Raw genomic sequence first — 18,158 nt, 5'->3', positions numbered from 1 at the left:
AAATGAGAAAACCAACAATTGTTAATTTTGCAATATTAATAGGCGTTTCTTTATTATTATCATCTTGTTTTGTTAGTAAAAACTACCAAAGACCAGATTTAAAAGAAACACAAGGCTTATACAGAACAGATCATATATCAAAAGACAGTTTGTCTATGGCAAATATCTCTTGGAAAACCTTGTTTACAGATCCTTTTTTAACAAAATACATTGAAGAAGGTTTAGCCAATAATATTGATATTAGAGTAGCTATTCAACAAATAGTAATGTCTGAAGCTTATTTAAAACAAGGAAAGGCAGGGTACTTACCCAGTATCAACCTGAAAGGCTCGGCTATGCATCAAGAAACTTCTAAAAATAGCACTTCTGGGAAAATATCATTTGATCAGTTTGACTTAACTACCTCACTATCATGGGAAGCAGATATTTGGGGTAAAATTAGAAGTAATAAAAGAGCTTATGAGGCTAATTATCTTCAAAGTGTTGCTGCTCACCAGGCTGTAAAAAGTAGATTAATTTCAAATATCGCCACAACTTATTACCAATTATTAGCTTTAGATGCACAATTAAATATAACAAGGCAAACAATTAATGCTAGAGAAAAAAGTGTAGAAACTATTATTGCTTTAAAAAATGCTGGTCAGGTAACTCAAGTTGCTGTTGACCAAAATATTGCACAATTAAATAGTGCTAAAGCGTTACAAGTTGATATTAAAACTGAAATTTTTAGAACAGAAAATGTTTTGAGCATTCTTTTAGGGAAAAAACCTCAGTCCTTTGAAAGAAGTAGCTTAGAAAGTCAATCTTTAAACACCAATATTAACGTTGGAGTTCCTTCAATTTTATTGAGAAATAGACCCGATGTAATGTCTGCTGAATATGGTTTAATTCAAGCCTTTGAATTGACTAATGTTGCTAAAAGTAACTTTTATCCATCATTAACTTTAACAGCTAACGCTGGTTTTCAAAGTATAGATTTTAATAATTGGATTGATTCTAACTCTTTATTTTCAAATTTAATAGGAGGTCTTGCACAGCCAATTTTCAATAAAAAGAAAATAAAAACCCAAAATGAAGTTGCTTTAGCTCAACAAGAACAAGCATTATTAAATTTTAAACAATCTTTATTAAATGCTAGCAGTGAAGTTTCAAATGCTTTATTTGCGTATACATCTGAAACAGAAAAATTTAATTATCGAATAAAAGAAGTAGAAGCACTTAGAAATGCAGAGTTAAATTCTGAAGAGCTATTAAAAAATGGGTATGCTACTTATTTAGACTTGTTAACTGCAAGACAAAGTGCTCTAAATGCAGAATTAAATGTAATTAATAGTAAACTACTACAATTAAAAAATATAGTGTATTTATATGAAGCTCTTGGTGGTGGTTGGCAATAAATTTATAACTCATGAAGAAAGATCAAATTATAATACATGCCATTCAAAAATTTACAAAATTTGGTAGCAAAAGTTTTACACTTGATGAGCTTGCTAGTGGATTAGGAATATCAAAAAAAACTATTTACAAATATTTCAATACTAAAGAAGAACTAGTTAGAGAAAGTGTTCAATATTTATTAGAAAAATTTTTAACTGAAATAAGTGATTTAAATACATCTAGCAATGATTCTATAGAAACCATTATTTTAATCTATAAAAAAGGATTTGAGTACCTAAAACATTTTAAACCATCTTTTTTATTTGGTCTAAAAAAATATTATCCTAATGCCTTTAAAGAATTTTATAGTTTTAGAAACTACCTAGTAACTAAATTAATTTTTGATTTATTAAATACTTCTAAAAATAATGGTGATATTAGAAAAGATATAAATATTCAATTAGTTTGTGACATCTTATTTTTACGTATTGATGATGTCCTTTTTTCAGAAACTAGCTTGTTTAATAAGTACTCCGAAAGTGAAATTTTAAATCACTTAATTATTAACAGTTTAAGAGGAATTACTTCAAAAAATTATACTAATAAATTTTTTATAGAATAATTTAAATAACTGAAACCTTCAAAGTTTTAGCCTTGGAGGCTTCGGTTAAACTTATTTAGTGGGAAATTAAACTAATTCTTTTTTTCTGATAAGCATAAAACTTCCTGTATCCATCGTTAATTGTAATTCTTTTATTTTAAATGATTTTATAAAGCTTTTACTCTTTTTGAACTTTTAAAATTAAATACAGTCTTTTCTTTTTCAATTACTTCAATCAAAATAAGTAATGAGATAAATCATGCTAACCTTTAATTTTCAACAACTTATATTAACGACTCCTTAACAAATAGCCTGTTTAAATTATAGCTTTCGTTAAAAATTTGTTAATATAGTACTATGTTATGCAAAATACCGTAACAATTTTGAGCTAAAGACGTCTATTTATAGTCTATTAACAATTAAAAACATTTATTATGACAACTCAAAATTTAACATCAGAAACTAAAAAAAGAACCTTTATTAACTTTTCAAATACGAAAAGAAATCAATGGACAAACTATAGAAGATACAGTCTTTAATTAATAACACTTAATATTTAGAATTATGACAACTCAACACATAACCACAAATCACAAAGAAAATACCCTATTTATATCATTATCAAATTCAAAAAGATTACAATGGAATAACCACAGAAGATATGGCTTTTAAACAGATAATCCTTTAAAACAAAACATATGGAAAATTTTTGTTAACCTGTAAAAGAATAGCATTTACAGGTTTTTTTTTTAAAAATTAGCTAGGTATTCAAAAAAATATTAATTTAGCTAAAAATAATAGCATTTAATGATTGTATTTTTAGCAAATGAATAATTTATCAAATAATATTAAACATTTAAGAACCCTAAAATCTTTAACTCAAGAACAATTTGCTAAAGATTTGAAAGTTTCGCGCTCTAGGATAAGTTCTTATGAAGAAAATAGAGCCATCCCTCCTATTGATTTTTTAATTGAATTATCCGAATATTTTAATATTTCAATGGATATTTTAATAAAAAATGATTTAACCTCAGCTACCGAAACTTCGTTTATTAAACTCAACAACCAAAGAATTTTATTTCCTATTACCATTGATCAAAAAGATGAAGATTTAATAGAAATTATACCTATGGAAGCTTCTGCTGGTTATTTACGAGGATATTCAGATCCGGAATATATTGAACATTTATCAAAAATTAAATTACCTTTTTTACCAACAGGCACTCATCGTGCATTTCCTATTAAAGGAGATTCTATGCTACCCGTTAAGAGTGGATCATATATTGTAGCTCGTTTTATTGACGATGTTAGAAATGTTAAAAATGGTAAAACCTACATTGTTTTAACCTTAAATGATGGAATTGTTTACAAACGTGTTTATAATAAAATTGAAGAACATCAAATGTTGTTATTAGCTTCTGATAATAAAAAATACGACCCATATTTCGTGCCAATTGATGAAGTTTTAGAACTATGGGAATTTACTTGTAGCATAAATACACAAGAATATGATGAACATGAGTTGAAAATTAGTAGCATTGCAAATATGCTAACTGAGTTAGGAGTTGAATTAAAAGAACTTCAAAAATCTTTTAACTAATGTATTCAATTGTTGATATAGAAACCACTGGTCAAGGAGCTAAAATTACTGAAATTTCAATTTTGGTATTTGATGGTAAAAAAATAATTGACGAGTTCACCACACTAATTAATCCAGAATGTCATATACCTCCTTTTATAACCAATTTAACAGGAATTACCAATGCAATGGTAGGTAGTGCTCCAAAATTTTATGAAATTGCAAAAAAGATAGAAGAAATTACACTAGACACTATTTTTGTGGCACATAATGTAAATTTTGATTATCATATCATTCAACAAGAATTTAAAAACCTTGGATTCAATTTTAAAAGAAAAAAATTATGCACTGTAAGGTTATCCAGAAAATTAATTCCAGGATTAAATTCCTATAGTTTAGGTGCTCTCTGTGCTTCTCAAAATATTACTATTAAAGACAGACACAGAGCTAAAGGCGATGCTGAGGCTACCACTATATTGTTTAAAAAACTACTAAAATTAGACACTTATGGAAGTGTATTTCATTCATTTTTAAATCCAAAATCTCGTCAGGCTACCATTCCTCCATTATTACCAAAAAAAATTGTAGATGAACTCTCTACTAAAACAGGCGTTTATTATTTTAAAAATAGTAAAAATGAAATTATTTATATAGGAAAATCAACTAATATAAAGCAACGTGTTTTAAGTCATTTTTATGATAAATCTAAAAAAGAAGTTGCCATGTGTTTGGAAATTGAGAACATTACTTTTGAAGAAACTGGAAGTGAATTAATAGCACTTTTACTTGAATCTGCAGAAATCAAAAAACATTATCCAAAATTTAACCGAGCTCAAAAAAGAGCCAATGAAAGCATTGGTTTATTTAGTTATGAAGATAGAAATGGAATTGTACACCTAGCTTATAATCGCTTAAAACTTATATCTAATCCACTTATGAAGTTTTATAATGAAACTGAGTGTAGGTTATTTCTAGAAAAGCTTTGTGAAACATTTGAATTATGCCCAAAATACTGCCATTTGCAATCTAATGTAAGTAGTTGTTTCCATTTTCAATTAAAAAAATGCAAAGGAATTTGCAGAAACCAAGAATCAACATCAAGCTATAACAAAAGAGTACAAAATGCCGTAGCATCCATTAAATACAACACCGAAAATTTTATCATCAAAGAAACTGGTAGAACAAAAAAAGAAGCGGGGATTGTATTAGTTGTTAATGGAATTTACAAAGGATTTGGGTATATAAATAATACTAAAAAAGCAACATCGATTACCGATTACTACAACCACATTGCTGCCCAAAAAGACAATAACGATGTGAAAAAAATTTTAACGGCCTATCTTAAAAAAAATTCAGAAACCACTATCCCTTTGAAAAGTAGTTTTGTTGAAGTTGCACCAAACTTATTATTTTAAAAAAAAGTATGCTATCCTTTTTTAAAATAGTGTATTAAAGAATTTAATGAAATAAGTGCCCAAACACCTTCAAGTATGATAAAAGGAAGATACTTTAACAATATCGACGCTAAACAAGCTAGAGACGCTCCTATTAAATTCAATAAAATAAATGATAAATGAGTACTTTTAACCATATTTCTGACATTTAAAAAATAGGCTACAAGTATTAATGTAACCCCTACAAACCCCAGCCAATCAGTTCCATTCATAAATGTACAATTTTTAAAGCCTTAAATACTGTAGTATTTAAGGCTTTAATTTACTTTATAAGGTTTCTTTTAACCATTTAAAAAATTCTCGTTGCCAAACGATACTATTTTGACTATTTAGTACCCAGTGGTTTTCATCTGGGAATAATAATAATTTACTTTTAATTCCTTGAAGTTGTGCCGCTTGAAAGGCTTCTAAACCTTGTCCTATAGGAACTCTATAATCTTTTTCTCCTTGAATTATTAAAATTGGTGTATCCCATTTTGAAACGAAGTTTACTGGGTTAAATTTTGTGAATGATTGTTGAGCTGCTTTATTATTTTTATCCCAATAAGGTCCTCCTAAATCCCAGTTCACAAAAAATAATTCTTCTGTGGTACCATACATACTTTTTAAATTAAAAAGTCCGTCATGTGAAATAAAACTTTTAAATCTACCATTATGAATTCCTGCTAAATAAAACACAGAATAACCTCCATAACTAGCTCCTACACATCCTAATCTATCATTATCAACATAAGGCTCTTTTGCTACATCATCAATTGCCGCTAAATAATCTTCCATATTTTGCCCTCCATAATCTTTACTTATTTGTTCATTCCATTCAACTCCATGACCAGGCATTCCTCTTCTATTTGGTGCTACAATTATATAACCATTTGCAGCCATAATTTGAAAATTCCATCTAAAAGAATAAAACTGGCTCAATGCTCCTTGAGGACCTCCTTGACAATATAACAATGTAGGATATTTTTTAGACGGGTCAAAGTTTGGAGGATAGATAACCCAAGTTACCATCTCTTTTCCGTCAGTGGTTTTAACCATTCTTTTTTCAACTTTTCCTAAATCTAAAGAATTGTAGGTTGCATCATTTTCATGAGTTAATTGCATCATTTTTCCATCCTTTAAATTAACTGTATAAAGCTCTGGAGCATGATTCATATCTCTTCTAGTTACCACCATGGTATTTTTAGATTGTCCTACCATACCACTTACATCAAACTGTCCATCAGTAAGTTGCTTAGGTTCACTAATTTTGTTAGCTGAAGAAGGAACTTTTATTTCAAACATTTGTACGGTTCCAGCTATAGGAGCGATAAAATAGATTTTTTCTCCTTTTTCATCCCATAAAAAACTATTAACTGTACCATCCCAATTAGCTGTTAAATTAATAGTTTTATCATCTAATTTTACAATAATATCATTTTTATCTGCCTCATAACCATCGCGCTTCATTTGTAACCATGCCAATTGTCCTTTTGATGAAAAGGCTGGTTGGGTATCGTAACCTTTATTTTCTTCGGTAAGGTTTTTAGTTACTTTAGTCTTCAAATTATATTCATAAATATCCGTATTTGTACTAACAGCATAAGCCGTTCCATTTAATTTTTTAGTAACATATAAAATACTGTTACTATCTGGACTCCACAAATAATCTTCAGCTCCTCCAAATGGTTTTTGAGGGCAATCAAAAGGTTCTCCTTCCATAATATCAATTCCCTTTGCATCGCTGTTTTTAGTTTCATAATAAAAAATATGACTATATGCACCATCTTCCCAAGTATCCCAATGACGGTAATTAAGGGCATCATAAATTTTTACATTTGAATTTTTAACATCTGAATAAAAATCTTGACCAGTTACTTTTTTTAGCTTAACATCTGAAGCAATTATTTTATAGGTTCCATCAGGTGAAATGCTGGCATCATTTAGTAATGCACTATCATTAGTAATTACTTCTGCATTACCTCCTATAATTGGAATTTTATAAAGAGTTGTAGATTTACTGTCGCTATCTAAATGGTATTTCGAAACACTATAAATTACACTTTTTCCATCTTTGGTAATTCCTTTTCCAGAAACCTTGTTTAATTGGACTAAGAGTTCTGGTGTCATTACATTTTGAGCTTTGATCCCTAAAAAAGAGATGAAAAGTACGATACTAAAAAGAATTTTTTGCATACGAGTTTAAAATTGAATTAATAAATTAAGAAAACAAATTTATCAATTAATTCTAATTAATGTTTAAGATTTCTTTCTTTTTCTGGGTAAAACTTCTTCAGGAAATGGGAATAAAATGGTTGAATTTTTCTCTGAAGCAATATTTGCTAAAGTTTGGTACAATCTTAACTTAATTGCCGATGGAGACTGATCTATTAATTTCCCTGCTTCTAACAGCTTTCCTGCTGCTTGTTCTTCTGCTAATGCTAAAATAATACGTGCGCGTCTAGACCGTTCTGCTTCAGCCTGATTTGCCATCATTCTTCGCATATTTTCAGGTAATTGAATGTCTTTAATTTTTACATCAATTATTTCAATTCCCCAATCTTTAGTTTCGTTTTCAACAATAGACTTGATATTTTTTCCCATCTCTTCTCGTTTAGACAGGATGGTATCTAACTCTACCTTACCACAAACATCTCTTAAAGCTGCTTGTGCCAATTGTGTAATGGCAAAATTATACTCTTCAACTTCTAACACTGCTTTTTCCGGATTATTAACTTTAAAAAATACCACACCATCAATACTACAAGGTACATTGTCTTCTGTCATTACTTCTTGAGAAACAATATTAATTGTAATTACTCTAATATCTACAATTTGAACCGTTTCAATTACTGGAATTACCCATCTAAATCCAGGCTGTAAAGTTGTTATGTATTTACCAAATCTAAATTTTAAGGCGCGTTTATATTCAAAAACAATTCGAATTCCGCTTAGTAAAAATACTATTAAAAGAACGCTTATAAATAATGTTGGATTCATAATAAATAATTTAAATTGAAATTTTTCAGATAATTTGTTCAAACAAAATGTAAAATTTGCAAATGTTTGAATAGTCTACAACTCTTTTAAAGTTACAAATAATTTACTGAATATGAGAGGTTTGGACAATAATTGTTTTTATTTAAATCTTTCAAAAAATAAAAAAATGTTTTTTTCAGTTAATTATTTAGAATTCAGTAGTTTTGTCAAAATTTGATTCTTTTCAACAAAATTTATAACAACTTTTAATTAAAACAATACTATAATGAGTATAGCTAATGAATTGCATGAACGCAGTGGATCTAAATGTGAATTATGTGGAGCTTCAGAGAAATTAACCATTTTCCAAGTTCCTCCTGTAAGCATTGGTGGACTTGACGAGAGTTTACTTGCTTGTGAAACCTGTATATCTCAGATTGAAAACCCTGAACTTATGGATAGTAATCACTGGAGATGTTTGAATGATAGCATGTGGAGCGAGTTTGATTCTGTTAAGGTAATAGTTTGGAGAATGTTAAATCGCTTAAAATCTGAAGGATGGCCTCAAGATTTATTAGAGATGATGTATTTAGATGATGACACTTTAAAATGGGCTGCTGCTATGGGTGATGGAAAAAGTGAAGATGAAATTATTAAACATTTAGATTGTAATGGAGCATTATTAGAAGCTGGTGATACTATTACTATTACAAAAGATTTAGATGTTAAAGGTGGTGGAAATTTTACAGCCAAACGCGGAACTGCAGTTAGAAATATTTCATTGGTACATGACAATGCAGAACAAATTGAAGGAAGGATAAATGGTGTACAAATTGTTATTTTAACAAAATTTGTAAAAAAATCTACTTAATCAACCATATTAATGAATGAATTTATACCCCTTTTTAAAAAGGGGTTTATTGAATGATGTCAAAAAAAGGGAAAGCTAAAAATACAGTAAACAAAGCAAAGCATTCAAAGCTAATAAACCGTAAGAAAAATAAATTACGAACTTCAAAAGAGCTAACAAAACAACGTTTAAAATCTATAATTTCAAAGCATCAAAATCAATTGAAAGATTCTTAAATTATTAGATTAAATTCTACTCTGGTAAGTATATAAGTCATAATATCTTCCTTTTTTAGCTAACAATTCTTGGTGTTTTCCACGTTCAACAATATTTCCCTCTTCAATTACCAATATTTGATCAGCTTGTTGAATGGTACTTAATCTATGAGCTATTACAAACGTAGTTCTATTATTCATTAAACCACTCAAACTTTTTTGAATATAAGATTCACTTTCTGTATCTAAATTTGAAGTTGCTTCATCTAAAATAATAATTTTAGGAGCTGCTAAAAGTGCTCTAGCAATTGAAATTCGTTGACGTTGTCCTCCTGAAAGTTTTACACCACGCTCACCTATAATGGTTTCTAAACCATTTTCAAACCTGTCTGTAAATTCATTTACATAAGCTCCTTCAACAGCATGTAATAATTGATCTTCTGTTGCATTAGGTCGTGCAAATAAAATATTTTCTTTAATAGTTCCTTCAAATAAAAAATCATCTTGTAGAACTACTCCTAAATTACTTCTAAAACTACTTAAATTTATTTTTGATAAATCTTTTTGATCTAAAAAAACAGTACCATCAGTGGGAGTTAAAAATGTAGCTGCTAAACTTGCTATGGTAGTTTTTCCAGAACCAGAAGAACCTACTAAAGCTGTTACACTTCCAGCTGGAGCTTTAAAAGAAATATTATGAAGTACCTCTTTTCCTTTCTCATAACTAAATGAAACATTTTTAAATTCAACATTACCTATAATATTATCAAGTTTTATAGTTCTTATTGCTGAATTATTTTCTTCTCTCATTTCCATCAATTCTTGAGTCCTATCAAGTCCAGCCATTGCTTCTGTCAACTGACTTCCAATATTGCTCATTTGAACAATCGGTGCAATCATAAAACCCAAAAATAACGTAAATGACACAAATTCTCCATAGGTCATTGAATTATCCATAATAAAATATCCTCCAATTCCCATAATTCCAGCGGATGCAAGTCCCAAAAGAAAAGTAGAAGAACTTGTAATTAATGCGGTGGATGTCAAACTCTTTTTAACATTTAAAAACAAAGCTTCTACTCCTTTTTCAAAAGTAATATTTTCTTGTTCTTCCGCATTAAAACCTTTAATAACACGAACACCATTCAATGTTTCTGTAAGTCTTCCAGTGACTTCAGCATTAATTTTTCCCCGATCTCTAAAAATTGGTCTGATATACCCGAATGCTTTTAATGCAACAAAAGCAAATATAGCTACAGGCAACAGTACAAAAAGAGTCATGGTGGCATTTATTTTGATTAAAATAATCAAAGATATGATCGCTGTTAAACTTCCTCCAATTAATTGAACCAATCCTGTTCCTACCAAATTTCTAACACCTTCAACATCTGTCATTACTCTAGAAACCAATGCTCCAGACTTATTATTATCAAAAAAGCTGACAGGAAGTGTTAATAATTTACGTTGAACTTGTGCTCTTAATAACGATATTAAATGTTGAGCTTCAACACTTAATAGCCTCGTTAATAAAAAAGAACTTACAGCTTGAAGAAAAATTGAAATACAAACAATGAGTAATAAAATTTTTAAGGCATTTAAGTCTTTAGAAGGTATTACTTCATCAATTAAATTCTTGCTTGCATAAGGCAACACTAAGCCCGATAAACTTTTAATGATAATTAAAATTAGGCCGATTAAAACAATTTTTTTTCTAGGCCAAATAAATTCTTTAAATGCCCAAGTAAACGATACTTTTCTTTTATTCATATTAATTGAAAATCTACTGTAATGGTTGTAATATTAAATTTAGAAATTTAAGTCAAAAAAAGTATTAACAACTTACAAAAAATAAAATATTTAAGCACACAAAACCCATTTTATTGGTTTATAAAATGGGTTTAAAGAACATTAATTCAAATGTAATTCAATATAGTTTTTGTTGGTTTTTACCACTCTCAATTGCTTAGAGTAGTTAAGTAAATATTGAATTATTTCTTGGTTGGGTTGCTCCTTTACAGGAGTCTTTTCTGAGTAAAGTTTCATCATAAATAATTGGTTTATATACAACTATGAACGATAAAATTTTACGTTTAGTATTAATTGACTAAAATAATATTATGTTTTTCTATTAACTTCCTTAAATTTATAAGTGCATAGCGCATTCTACCTAATGCTGTATTAATACTAACATCGGTATTTTCCGCTATTTCTTTAAAACTCATATCTCTATACATACGCATAAGTAATACTTCCTTTTGATCGTCAGGTAATTCATCAATCAACCCTCTAACATCATTTAAAATTTGATTTTTTATCAATTGTTTTTCTACATTTAATACTTCATCACTTATTACAGAAAAAATATCAAATTCATCTGTATTATTAAATGTTGGGATTCTTTTATTTCTTCTGAAATGATCAATTACCAAATTATGAGCAATACGCATTACCCAAGGCAAAAATTTTCCTTCTTCGTTGTAAGCACCTCGTTTTAAAGTTTTAATTACTTTAATAAAAGTGTCCTGAAAAATATCTTCTGCAATATCTCTATCTAAAACTTTAGATAATATAAAGCTAAATATTCGTTGTTTATGACGAACAATAAGGATTTCTAAAGATTTTTCGTTACCGTTAATGTAATTGCTGACTAGAACGCCATCAGCCATAAGTTTACTTTCCATAGTTAAATACTTATAGGGGTTAGTGTAAATTTGTATTTATTAATTTATAAAAAGTAAAGGTGTTATATAGGCGTTTGTTTACGAATTAATTATCAAATATGCAGTATTTTTTTTAAAATACCAAACTTTAAAGATATTAATTCAATCTTTTTAAGATTCCCAATTTTAGAGACTGCTGTTTTAAGGAAATGTAATTATCTTTGCGTTCATTTACTTTTTCAATTCAAATGACAAACAACATAGCATCACTAAATCCTAAAGAGTACATATTAATTAAAGGAGCAAAACTTCATAATTTAAAAAATATTGATGTTGCCATTCCTAGAAATAAATTAGTAGTAATTACAGGGCTTTCAGGTTCAGGAAAATCAAGTTTAGCATTCGACACCTTATTTGCTGAAGGACAAAGAAGATATGTTGAAAGTTTATCGTCCTATGCACGTCAATTTTTAGGCAGATTAAACAAACCAAAAGTAGATTATATAAAAGGAATAGCTCCAGCAATAGCCATTGAACAAAAAGTAAATTCAACCAATCCAAGATCTACAGTAGGTACTTCTACTGAAATTTACGATTACTTAAAATTATTGTATGCCAGAATTGGGAAAACATTCTCTCCTATTTCAGGAAATGAAGTTAAAAAACATACCGTTTCAGATGTTATAAATTATGTAAAAACACTTGAGCTAAACACCAAATTACTACTCTTATCTCCTGTACATATTCCAAAAGAAAGAAATGTTTTACAAACTTTAAAAATTTTAGCGCAACAAGGATATTCTAGAATAAAATATAAAAATAAAATTGTAAGAATTGAAGATATTACAACTGAAATTGATCACGATTTTTATTTAGTAATAGATCGTATTGTTGTTAATACTAATGAAGATTTTTACAATCGATTAGGTGACGCCATCCAAACTGCATTTTTTGAAGGAAAAGGCGAATGTATTATTGAAGATAATTCCACCAAAAAACAAACCTTATTTAATAATAAATTTGAATTAGACGGACTTCAATTTTTAGAACCTAACAGCCATTTATTTAGCTTTAACAATCCTTATGGAGCTTGTCCTTCTTGTGAAGGTTATGGAAATGTAATAGGAATAGATGAAGATTTGGTAGTTCCCAACACCTCGTTATCTATCTACGAAAATGCTATTTTGCCTTGGAAATCAGATTCCTTTAAAAAATATAAAGATGCTTTAATTAATAACGCTTACAAATTTGACATTCCCATACATAAGCCTTGGTTTGAACTTACAGAAGAACAAAAGCAATTGATATGGGATGGAAACAAATCCTTTAAAGGACTGCACCATTTTTTTAATCATTTAGAAGAAAAAAGCTATAAAATTCAGTACAGAGTCATGCTTTCTCGTTATAGAGGTAAAACAAAGTGTACTACTTGTAATGGAAAACGTTTACGTAAAGAAGCTAATAATGTTAAAATTAATGACAAAAATATTAGTGAATTAGTTGATTTGCCTTTAAATGAATTAATTATTTTTTTTAAAAACATTCAATTAAACCCTTACGAACAAAAAATTGGAAAACGTTTATTAACTGAAATTAACAATCGTCTACAATTTTTAAATGATGTTGGCTTAAATTATTTAACCTTAAATAGAACCTCAAACACGCTTTCTGGAGGAGAAAGTCAACGAATTAACTTAGCTACCTCATTAGGAAGTAGTTTAGTAGGCTCAATGTATATTTTAGATGAGCCTAGTATTGGTTTGCATCCAAAAGATACCGAACGTTTGATCAAAGTTTTAAAAGATTTAAGAGATTTAGGAAACACCGTTATTGTTGTTGAACATGATGAAGATATTATGAAAGCTGCAGATCAAATAATTGATATTGGCCCCAAAGCTGGCACTTTTGGAGGTGAAATTGTAGCAGAAGGCACTTATCTACAACTCTTAAAAAGTAGTTCTTTAACAGCTCAATATTTAAATCATCAACTTAAAATTGAAATTCCAAAAGTTAGAAGAAAAATAACCAAAACTATTGACGTTATTGGAGCTCGAGAACATAATTTAAAAAATATTGATGTAACTTTTCCTTTAAATAGTTTAACTGTAGTTACTGGAGTTTCGGGAAGTGGAAAAAGTACTTTGGTAAGTAAAATTCTCTACCCAGCAATTCAAAAAAAGATAGGAGGTTATGGAGAAAAAGTTGGACAATTTACAGAGCTTAAAGGTGATATTTCAGCTATTGAGCATATTGAGTTTATCAATCAAAATCCTATAGGACGTTCAAGTCGATCTAACCCAGTAACCTATATTAAAGCTTATGATGATATTAGAACTTTATTTGCTTCAGAAAAATTATCGAAAATAAGAAATTATCAAGCCAAACATTTTTCATTTAATGTTGATGGAGGAAGATGTGAAGTTTGCAAAGGTGAAGGTGAAGTTACCATTGAAATGCAATTTATGGCAGATGTGCATTTAGAATGTGAAACTTGTAAAGGAAACAGGTTTAAAAAAGAAATTTTAGAAGTCACATTTCATAACAAATCTATCAATGATATTTTAAACAGTACCATTGATGATGCTATCAGCTTTTTTAATGAACACAAAGAAACTAAAATTGTAAAAAAATTAAAACCCTTACAAGATGTAGGTTTAGGGTATGTTACTTTAGGGCAATCTTCTTCTACGCTTTCAGGAGGTGAAGCTCAACGAATAAAATTAGCTTCCTTTCTGGTAAAAGGCACTCGCCAATCTAAATCTCTATTCATTTTTGATGAACCCACAACAGGTTTACATTTTCATGACATTAAAAAGTTATTAAAATCATTTAATGCATTAATCAAAAATGGGCACTCTATAATTGTAATTGAACACAATATAGATTTGATTAAATGTGCGGATTACATTATAGATTTGGGTAAAGAAGGAGGTAAAAATGGTGGTTCCTTAGTTTTTCAAGGTACTCCTGAAGAACTAGCCACTATTAAAAATTCTTATACAGCACCCTATTTAGCTGAAAAACTATAAATTTTAATTTGTTGTTTTAGCTTCTAAAGTGGTTAATTTGCTCTTAGCTAAAACAAATTCAGGAAAAAGTTGTACCGCTCTTTCAAAACTAGCTTTAGCTTCTTTATCCTTTTTCAAATTTAAGTAGGTCAACCCTTCTAAATAAGCTATGGCAGCTTTCAAACTTACATTTTGATTGTAATTTTTATTTACTTGAAAAGTTACAGAAAGTTTACCATCATCAGGTAATTGATCTGCTTTTTTTATAGAAACTAAGGCTTCTTCAAATTTGTTAAGTGCTAGCTCTAACCCTGCTATTTTATATGCGTGAAAGTTATTATTGGTTTTGGTTAGTAAACTGGCATAAGCCTCTTTTGCTTTATCTAAAGCTCCCATGTTCTCTAATGAGACAGCTTTCATCTCTAACAACTCTAAATTATTTTCTTTATAACTTAAAATATCATTTGTTACCAAAAAACAAGAAACAAAATTTCTAGCATTAAAATATAAGTAAGCTAAACTATCTTTATACGTACTTTGAGGACCTTCCATAGCAACTATTGAATACATAGCATCGGCAGCAATAATTTTATCTCCATAAGCTAAAGCTTGTTTAATTTTTTGTTTTTGTAATTCTGTAGAAGTTGTATTTTGTGCTATTGCATTGGTTGCTAACACAAAAGAGAAAATATAAAGTAATTGTTTCATGTGTATACGTTAATTTTTAAGAATGTAAAGCTATTAAATTATAATTAAAAAAAACCTTAAAAGAATCCTAAATTCTAAGACAAAAAGTGCTACGCAATATTTTGTGTTAATTGGCTAAAAAATCACTAATTATGATTTCATATTTCATAAACTTTAACATTCATTAAAACTCTATGAATCAATTTTATAAAACAAAAAAAGGTCTGTTTTTACAGACCTTCTATTTTGGGTGGAAGACCGGGTTCGAACCGGCGACCTCCGGAACCACAATCCGGCGCTCTAACCAGCTGAGCTACAACCACCATTTATTAGAGGTTGCAAATGTAAAACATTTCTCTTTTTTTACAAACATTTTTTTAGAATAAATTTTCTAAAGATTTTACGGCAACGTAACGTTCTGAATTAAAACCTTCTGCAAATTCAGTTCCAACCAACCTTCCCAAATCTTGGGCTCTATAAGTAACACTATCAATAAAATTTTTACTTGAAATTGGAGAACTTGGCTCTTTACTGTTTGGATTATAAAATTGTGAACTATATGCCTTAACCGCTTCTATTTTAGCATCAATAAATCCAGTTATATCTACCACAAAATCTGGTTCTATATTTTTCCATTGAATATAATGATATACTTGTTTCGGTCTCCAAGCTGGTTGCATTTTGCCGTTCAATTGAGTTTCTATTTTAACCAAACCTGATAAAAAACAAGCGTCAGAAACCAACTTACTTCCTTTAGAGTGATCTATATGTCTATCATCTATGGCATTACATAACACAATTTCAGGCTGATATTTTCTTATTATTTCAATAATTGCAAGTTGATGTTTTTTATCATTGGAGAAAAATCCATCAGCAAATCCTAAATTTTCTCTAATTGAAACACCTAAAATTTTAGCTGCGTTTGAAGCTTCTGTATCTCTAATTTCAGCTGAGCCTCTAGTTCCTAATTCTCCTCTTGTTAAATCTAAAATTCCAACTTTTTTTCCTAATGAAATTTCTTTTGCAATAGTTCCTCCACAACCTAATTCAACATCATCTGGATGTGCTCCAATGGCTAAAATATCTAATTTCATAAAATATTCTTCTTATTTACAAACACAAATATATAATAAATATTATACGCAATTTGTGGAAACATTAATATTGAAAAACGCATTTTAATTTTTAATAAACAAACCTTTTAAATACAATAAATGGTATGTTTTTTAAAATAAATGGTATTAAATATTTGGTAAATTGTAAAAAATAAATTACATTTACTTTAAGATTTAAGAAATACAAACCCCTAAATCCCCAAAAACAATGAAAAAATTAACCCTAATAATCGTTTTTTTGTTAGCTATTGCTCCTAATACTTTCTCTCAAATTTCCGATTTAGAAAAATCAGCTTTAATTGATTTGTATGAATCAACAAATGGAAAAGATTGGAATTCTGTTTGGGATTTAGAAAGTGATGTTAATAATTGGCATGGTGTAACTATTGAAAATAACACTGTAACAGCTCTTAATTTAAGTATGAATAATTTAGTTGGTACAATCCCTAATACCATACAAAACTTAACTTCTTTAAAAAAATTAAATTTAGGTTTTAATAAAATTAGTGGTATTATCCCTTCTGAAATTACTTCAATTAAAAGCTTGGTATCTATAGAATTATTTATGAATCAATTAGAAGGTAATATTCCTTCAAATATTGGCAATTTAACTAATCTTAAAAAACTAATATTATTTAATAATTTAATTAGCGGAAATTTACCTGAATCAATTTATAAATTAGCCAATCTCGAAACTTTACATATTAGTAGTAACCGTATAACAGGTATGTTATCTCCAAAAATTAAAAATATGTCAAGTTTAAATACACTAAGCTTATTTGACAATGCGATGTTTGGTTTTATCCCTTCTGAAATTGGAGCTTTAGAAAAATTAGAAGAATTAACATTAGCAAATAACTCATTTGAAGGAGAGGTACCATTAGAACTTAATAAACTTTTAAACTTAGAAACTTTACTTTTAAATGATAACCGATTTATAGGAAGTATTGATAAAAGTATTTCTGAGTTACCAAACTTAACAACCTTTGAATTTTCAAATAATACTACAAAAACAAAAAGTTTATATGCAAGTAGTGTAAATGAAGACTAAATAAATAGTTTTTTAAATTTTTACATTCAAAAATCACTCCATGGAGTGATTTTTTTTATTATTTTCATTTTTTTAACATAGTTGCATATACAACTAAAATTGATAAAACTATATTTGCAATAAAATTTATACAATGCAAAAAGACTTTGAAAAAGCAGATTTCAATAAAACTGTAGGTCCAAGCATAGGTAAAACCTATAAAATGATGAGCATTTTTATTTGTGATCAATTTTTAAAGAATGATATTCAAGTTACTAAAGAGCAATGGATAGTTTTAAAAATTTTACACGAACAAAATAAGAGTATTTGTCAAAATGAGCTTGCATTTATCACCAATAGAAATAAAACTACGTTAACAAGATTAATTAACGTAATGGAAAAAAATCAATTAGTTGAGCGTTTAACTTCAAAAAAAGATGCTCGAAAAAAATTAATACTAATAACTGCAAAAGGTGAAAAATTATTTTTAAAAATGAAGCCAATTATGTTTCAAATTATGAACATCTTTCAAAAAGGAATCTCAAATCAAGAAATGGAAACCTTTATAAAAATTACTAATCAAATTCAAAACAACATAAAAAATCAATCTTTATAGTCAATTAC

General features: G+C 28.5%; 17 protein-coding genes and 1 tRNA gene. 9 read left to right on the top strand and 9 right to left on the bottom strand.

Annotated features, from left to right (window positions below):
* Positions 1-2 precede the first annotated feature (2 nt).
* From ACFQZW_RS08170 to ACFQZW_RS08155, 4 genes are all read left to right on the top strand, one after another.
* On the top strand, positions 3-1,397 hold the full coding sequence (locus ACFQZW_RS08170) for an efflux transporter outer membrane subunit (RefSeq protein ID WP_386782259.1): 1,395 nt from the start codon (positions 3-5) through the stop codon (positions 1,395-1,397).
* Positions 1,398-1,408: 11 nt separating this feature from the next.
* Positions 1,409-1,999 carry a TetR/AcrR family transcriptional regulator gene (locus tag ACFQZW_RS08165; protein WP_386782257.1) on the top strand — a complete coding sequence of 197 codons (591 nt, stop codon included), beginning with the start codon at positions 1,409-1,411 and terminating at the stop codon, positions 1,997-1,999.
* An 805-nt stretch (positions 2,000-2,804) separates the two neighbouring features.
* The gene (locus ACFQZW_RS08160; protein ID WP_386782255.1) at positions 2,805-3,578 is read left to right on the top strand and encodes an XRE family transcriptional regulator; all 774 of its coding nucleotides are present in this window, start codon (positions 2,805-2,807) and stop codon (positions 3,576-3,578) included.
* Entirely contained in the window at positions 3,578-4,972 is a 1,395-nt protein-coding gene (locus ACFQZW_RS08155) for an exonuclease domain-containing protein (protein WP_386782253.1), read from the top strand. The genes ACFQZW_RS08160 and ACFQZW_RS08155 overlap by 1 nt, the downstream gene beginning before the upstream one ends.
* A gap of 11 nt (positions 4,973-4,983) precedes the next feature.
* On the opposite strand, the gene ACFQZW_RS08150 is transcribed toward ACFQZW_RS08155, so the two are convergent.
* From ACFQZW_RS08150 to ACFQZW_RS08140, 3 genes are all read right to left on the bottom strand, one after another.
* Entirely contained in the window at positions 4,984-5,223 is a 240-nt protein-coding gene (locus ACFQZW_RS08150; protein WP_386782251.1) for a CBU_0592 family membrane protein, read from the bottom strand.
* Between the two features lie 55 nt (positions 5,224-5,278).
* Positions 5,279-7,186 (bottom strand): S9 family peptidase, encoded by a 1,908-nt coding sequence (locus tag ACFQZW_RS08145; protein WP_386782249.1) that lies wholly within the window; start codon positions 7,184-7,186, stop codon positions 5,279-5,281.
* 63 nt (positions 7,187-7,249) lie between these two features.
* The gene (locus ACFQZW_RS08140; RefSeq protein ID WP_298262341.1) at positions 7,250-7,990 is read right to left on the bottom strand and encodes a slipin family protein; all 741 of its coding nucleotides are present in this window, start codon (positions 7,988-7,990) and stop codon (positions 7,250-7,252) included.
* Positions 7,991-8,255: 265 nt separating this feature from the next.
* On the opposite strand from ACFQZW_RS08140, the gene ACFQZW_RS08135 reads away from it, so the two are divergent.
* On the top strand, positions 8,256-8,840 hold the full coding sequence (locus tag ACFQZW_RS08135) for a PhnA domain-containing protein (protein WP_298262340.1): 585 nt from the start codon (positions 8,256-8,258) through the stop codon (positions 8,838-8,840).
* A 53-nt stretch (positions 8,841-8,893) separates the two neighbouring features.
* A complete protein-coding gene (locus ACFQZW_RS08130) occupies positions 8,894-9,055 on the top strand; it encodes a hypothetical protein (protein ID WP_298262606.1) in 162 nt (53 codons plus the stop codon).
* Between the two features lie 9 nt (positions 9,056-9,064).
* On the opposite strand, the gene ACFQZW_RS08125 is transcribed toward ACFQZW_RS08130, so the two are convergent.
* The 3 genes from ACFQZW_RS08125 to ACFQZW_RS08115 form a co-directional block, all read right to left on the bottom strand.
* Entirely contained in the window at positions 9,065-10,801 is a 1,737-nt protein-coding gene (locus ACFQZW_RS08125; protein WP_298262339.1) for an ABC transporter ATP-binding protein, read from the bottom strand.
* A gap of 141 nt (positions 10,802-10,942) precedes the next feature.
* Positions 10,943-11,080, bottom strand: a complete 138-nt coding sequence (locus ACFQZW_RS08120; RefSeq protein WP_298262338.1) for a hypothetical protein — start codon at positions 11,078-11,080, stop codon at positions 10,943-10,945.
* A 50-nt stretch (positions 11,081-11,130) separates the two neighbouring features.
* Positions 11,131-11,715: a sigma-70 family RNA polymerase sigma factor gene (locus tag ACFQZW_RS08115; RefSeq protein WP_298262337.1), complete on the bottom strand. Its 585-nt coding sequence runs from the start codon at positions 11,713-11,715 to the stop codon at positions 11,131-11,133.
* A 227-nt stretch (positions 11,716-11,942) separates the two neighbouring features.
* On the opposite strand from ACFQZW_RS08115, the gene uvrA reads away from it, so the two are divergent.
* Positions 11,943-14,723 carry an excinuclease ABC subunit UvrA gene (gene uvrA / locus ACFQZW_RS08110; RefSeq protein ID WP_386782244.1) on the top strand — a complete coding sequence of 927 codons (2,781 nt, stop codon included), beginning with the start codon at positions 11,943-11,945 and terminating at the stop codon, positions 14,721-14,723.
* A gap of 3 nt (positions 14,724-14,726) precedes the next feature.
* Here the strand turns inward: uvrA and ACFQZW_RS08105 are convergent, their stop codons facing one another.
* From ACFQZW_RS08105 to bshB1, 3 genes are all read right to left on the bottom strand, one after another.
* Positions 14,727-15,410, bottom strand: a complete 684-nt coding sequence (locus ACFQZW_RS08105; RefSeq protein ID WP_386782242.1) for a hypothetical protein — start codon at positions 15,408-15,410, stop codon at positions 14,727-14,729.
* A 227-nt stretch (positions 15,411-15,637) separates the two neighbouring features.
* Positions 15,638-15,713, bottom strand: a tRNA-His gene (locus ACFQZW_RS08100).
* Between the two features lie 53 nt (positions 15,714-15,766).
* Positions 15,767-16,483, bottom strand: coding sequence for a bacillithiol biosynthesis deacetylase BshB1 (gene bshB1, locus ACFQZW_RS08095; protein ID WP_298262334.1), 717 nt, complete (start codon positions 16,481-16,483; stop codon positions 15,767-15,769).
* Positions 16,484-16,712: 229 nt separating this feature from the next.
* On the opposite strand from bshB1, the gene ACFQZW_RS08090 reads away from it, so the two are divergent.
* Together ACFQZW_RS08090 and ACFQZW_RS08085 are read left to right on the top strand one after the other, a co-directional pair.
* Positions 16,713-17,555, top strand: a complete 843-nt coding sequence (locus ACFQZW_RS08090) for a leucine-rich repeat domain-containing protein (RefSeq protein WP_298287386.1) — start codon at positions 16,713-16,715, stop codon at positions 17,553-17,555.
* Positions 17,556-17,688: 133 nt separating this feature from the next.
* The gene (locus ACFQZW_RS08085; protein WP_372801826.1) at positions 17,689-18,150 is read left to right on the top strand and encodes a MarR family winged helix-turn-helix transcriptional regulator; all 462 of its coding nucleotides are present in this window, start codon (positions 17,689-17,691) and stop codon (positions 18,148-18,150) included.
* Positions 18,151-18,158 lie beyond the last annotated feature (8 nt).

The sequence above is a fragment of the Lutibacter aestuarii genome, from assembly GCF_042676885.1.
GTDB classification, from domain to species: Bacteria; Bacteroidota; Bacteroidia; order Flavobacteriales; family Flavobacteriaceae; genus Lutibacter; species Lutibacter aestuarii.
The sequence above is the reverse complement of the archived record's forward strand: the minus strand, read 5'-3'. Positions and strand labels throughout refer to the sequence as shown.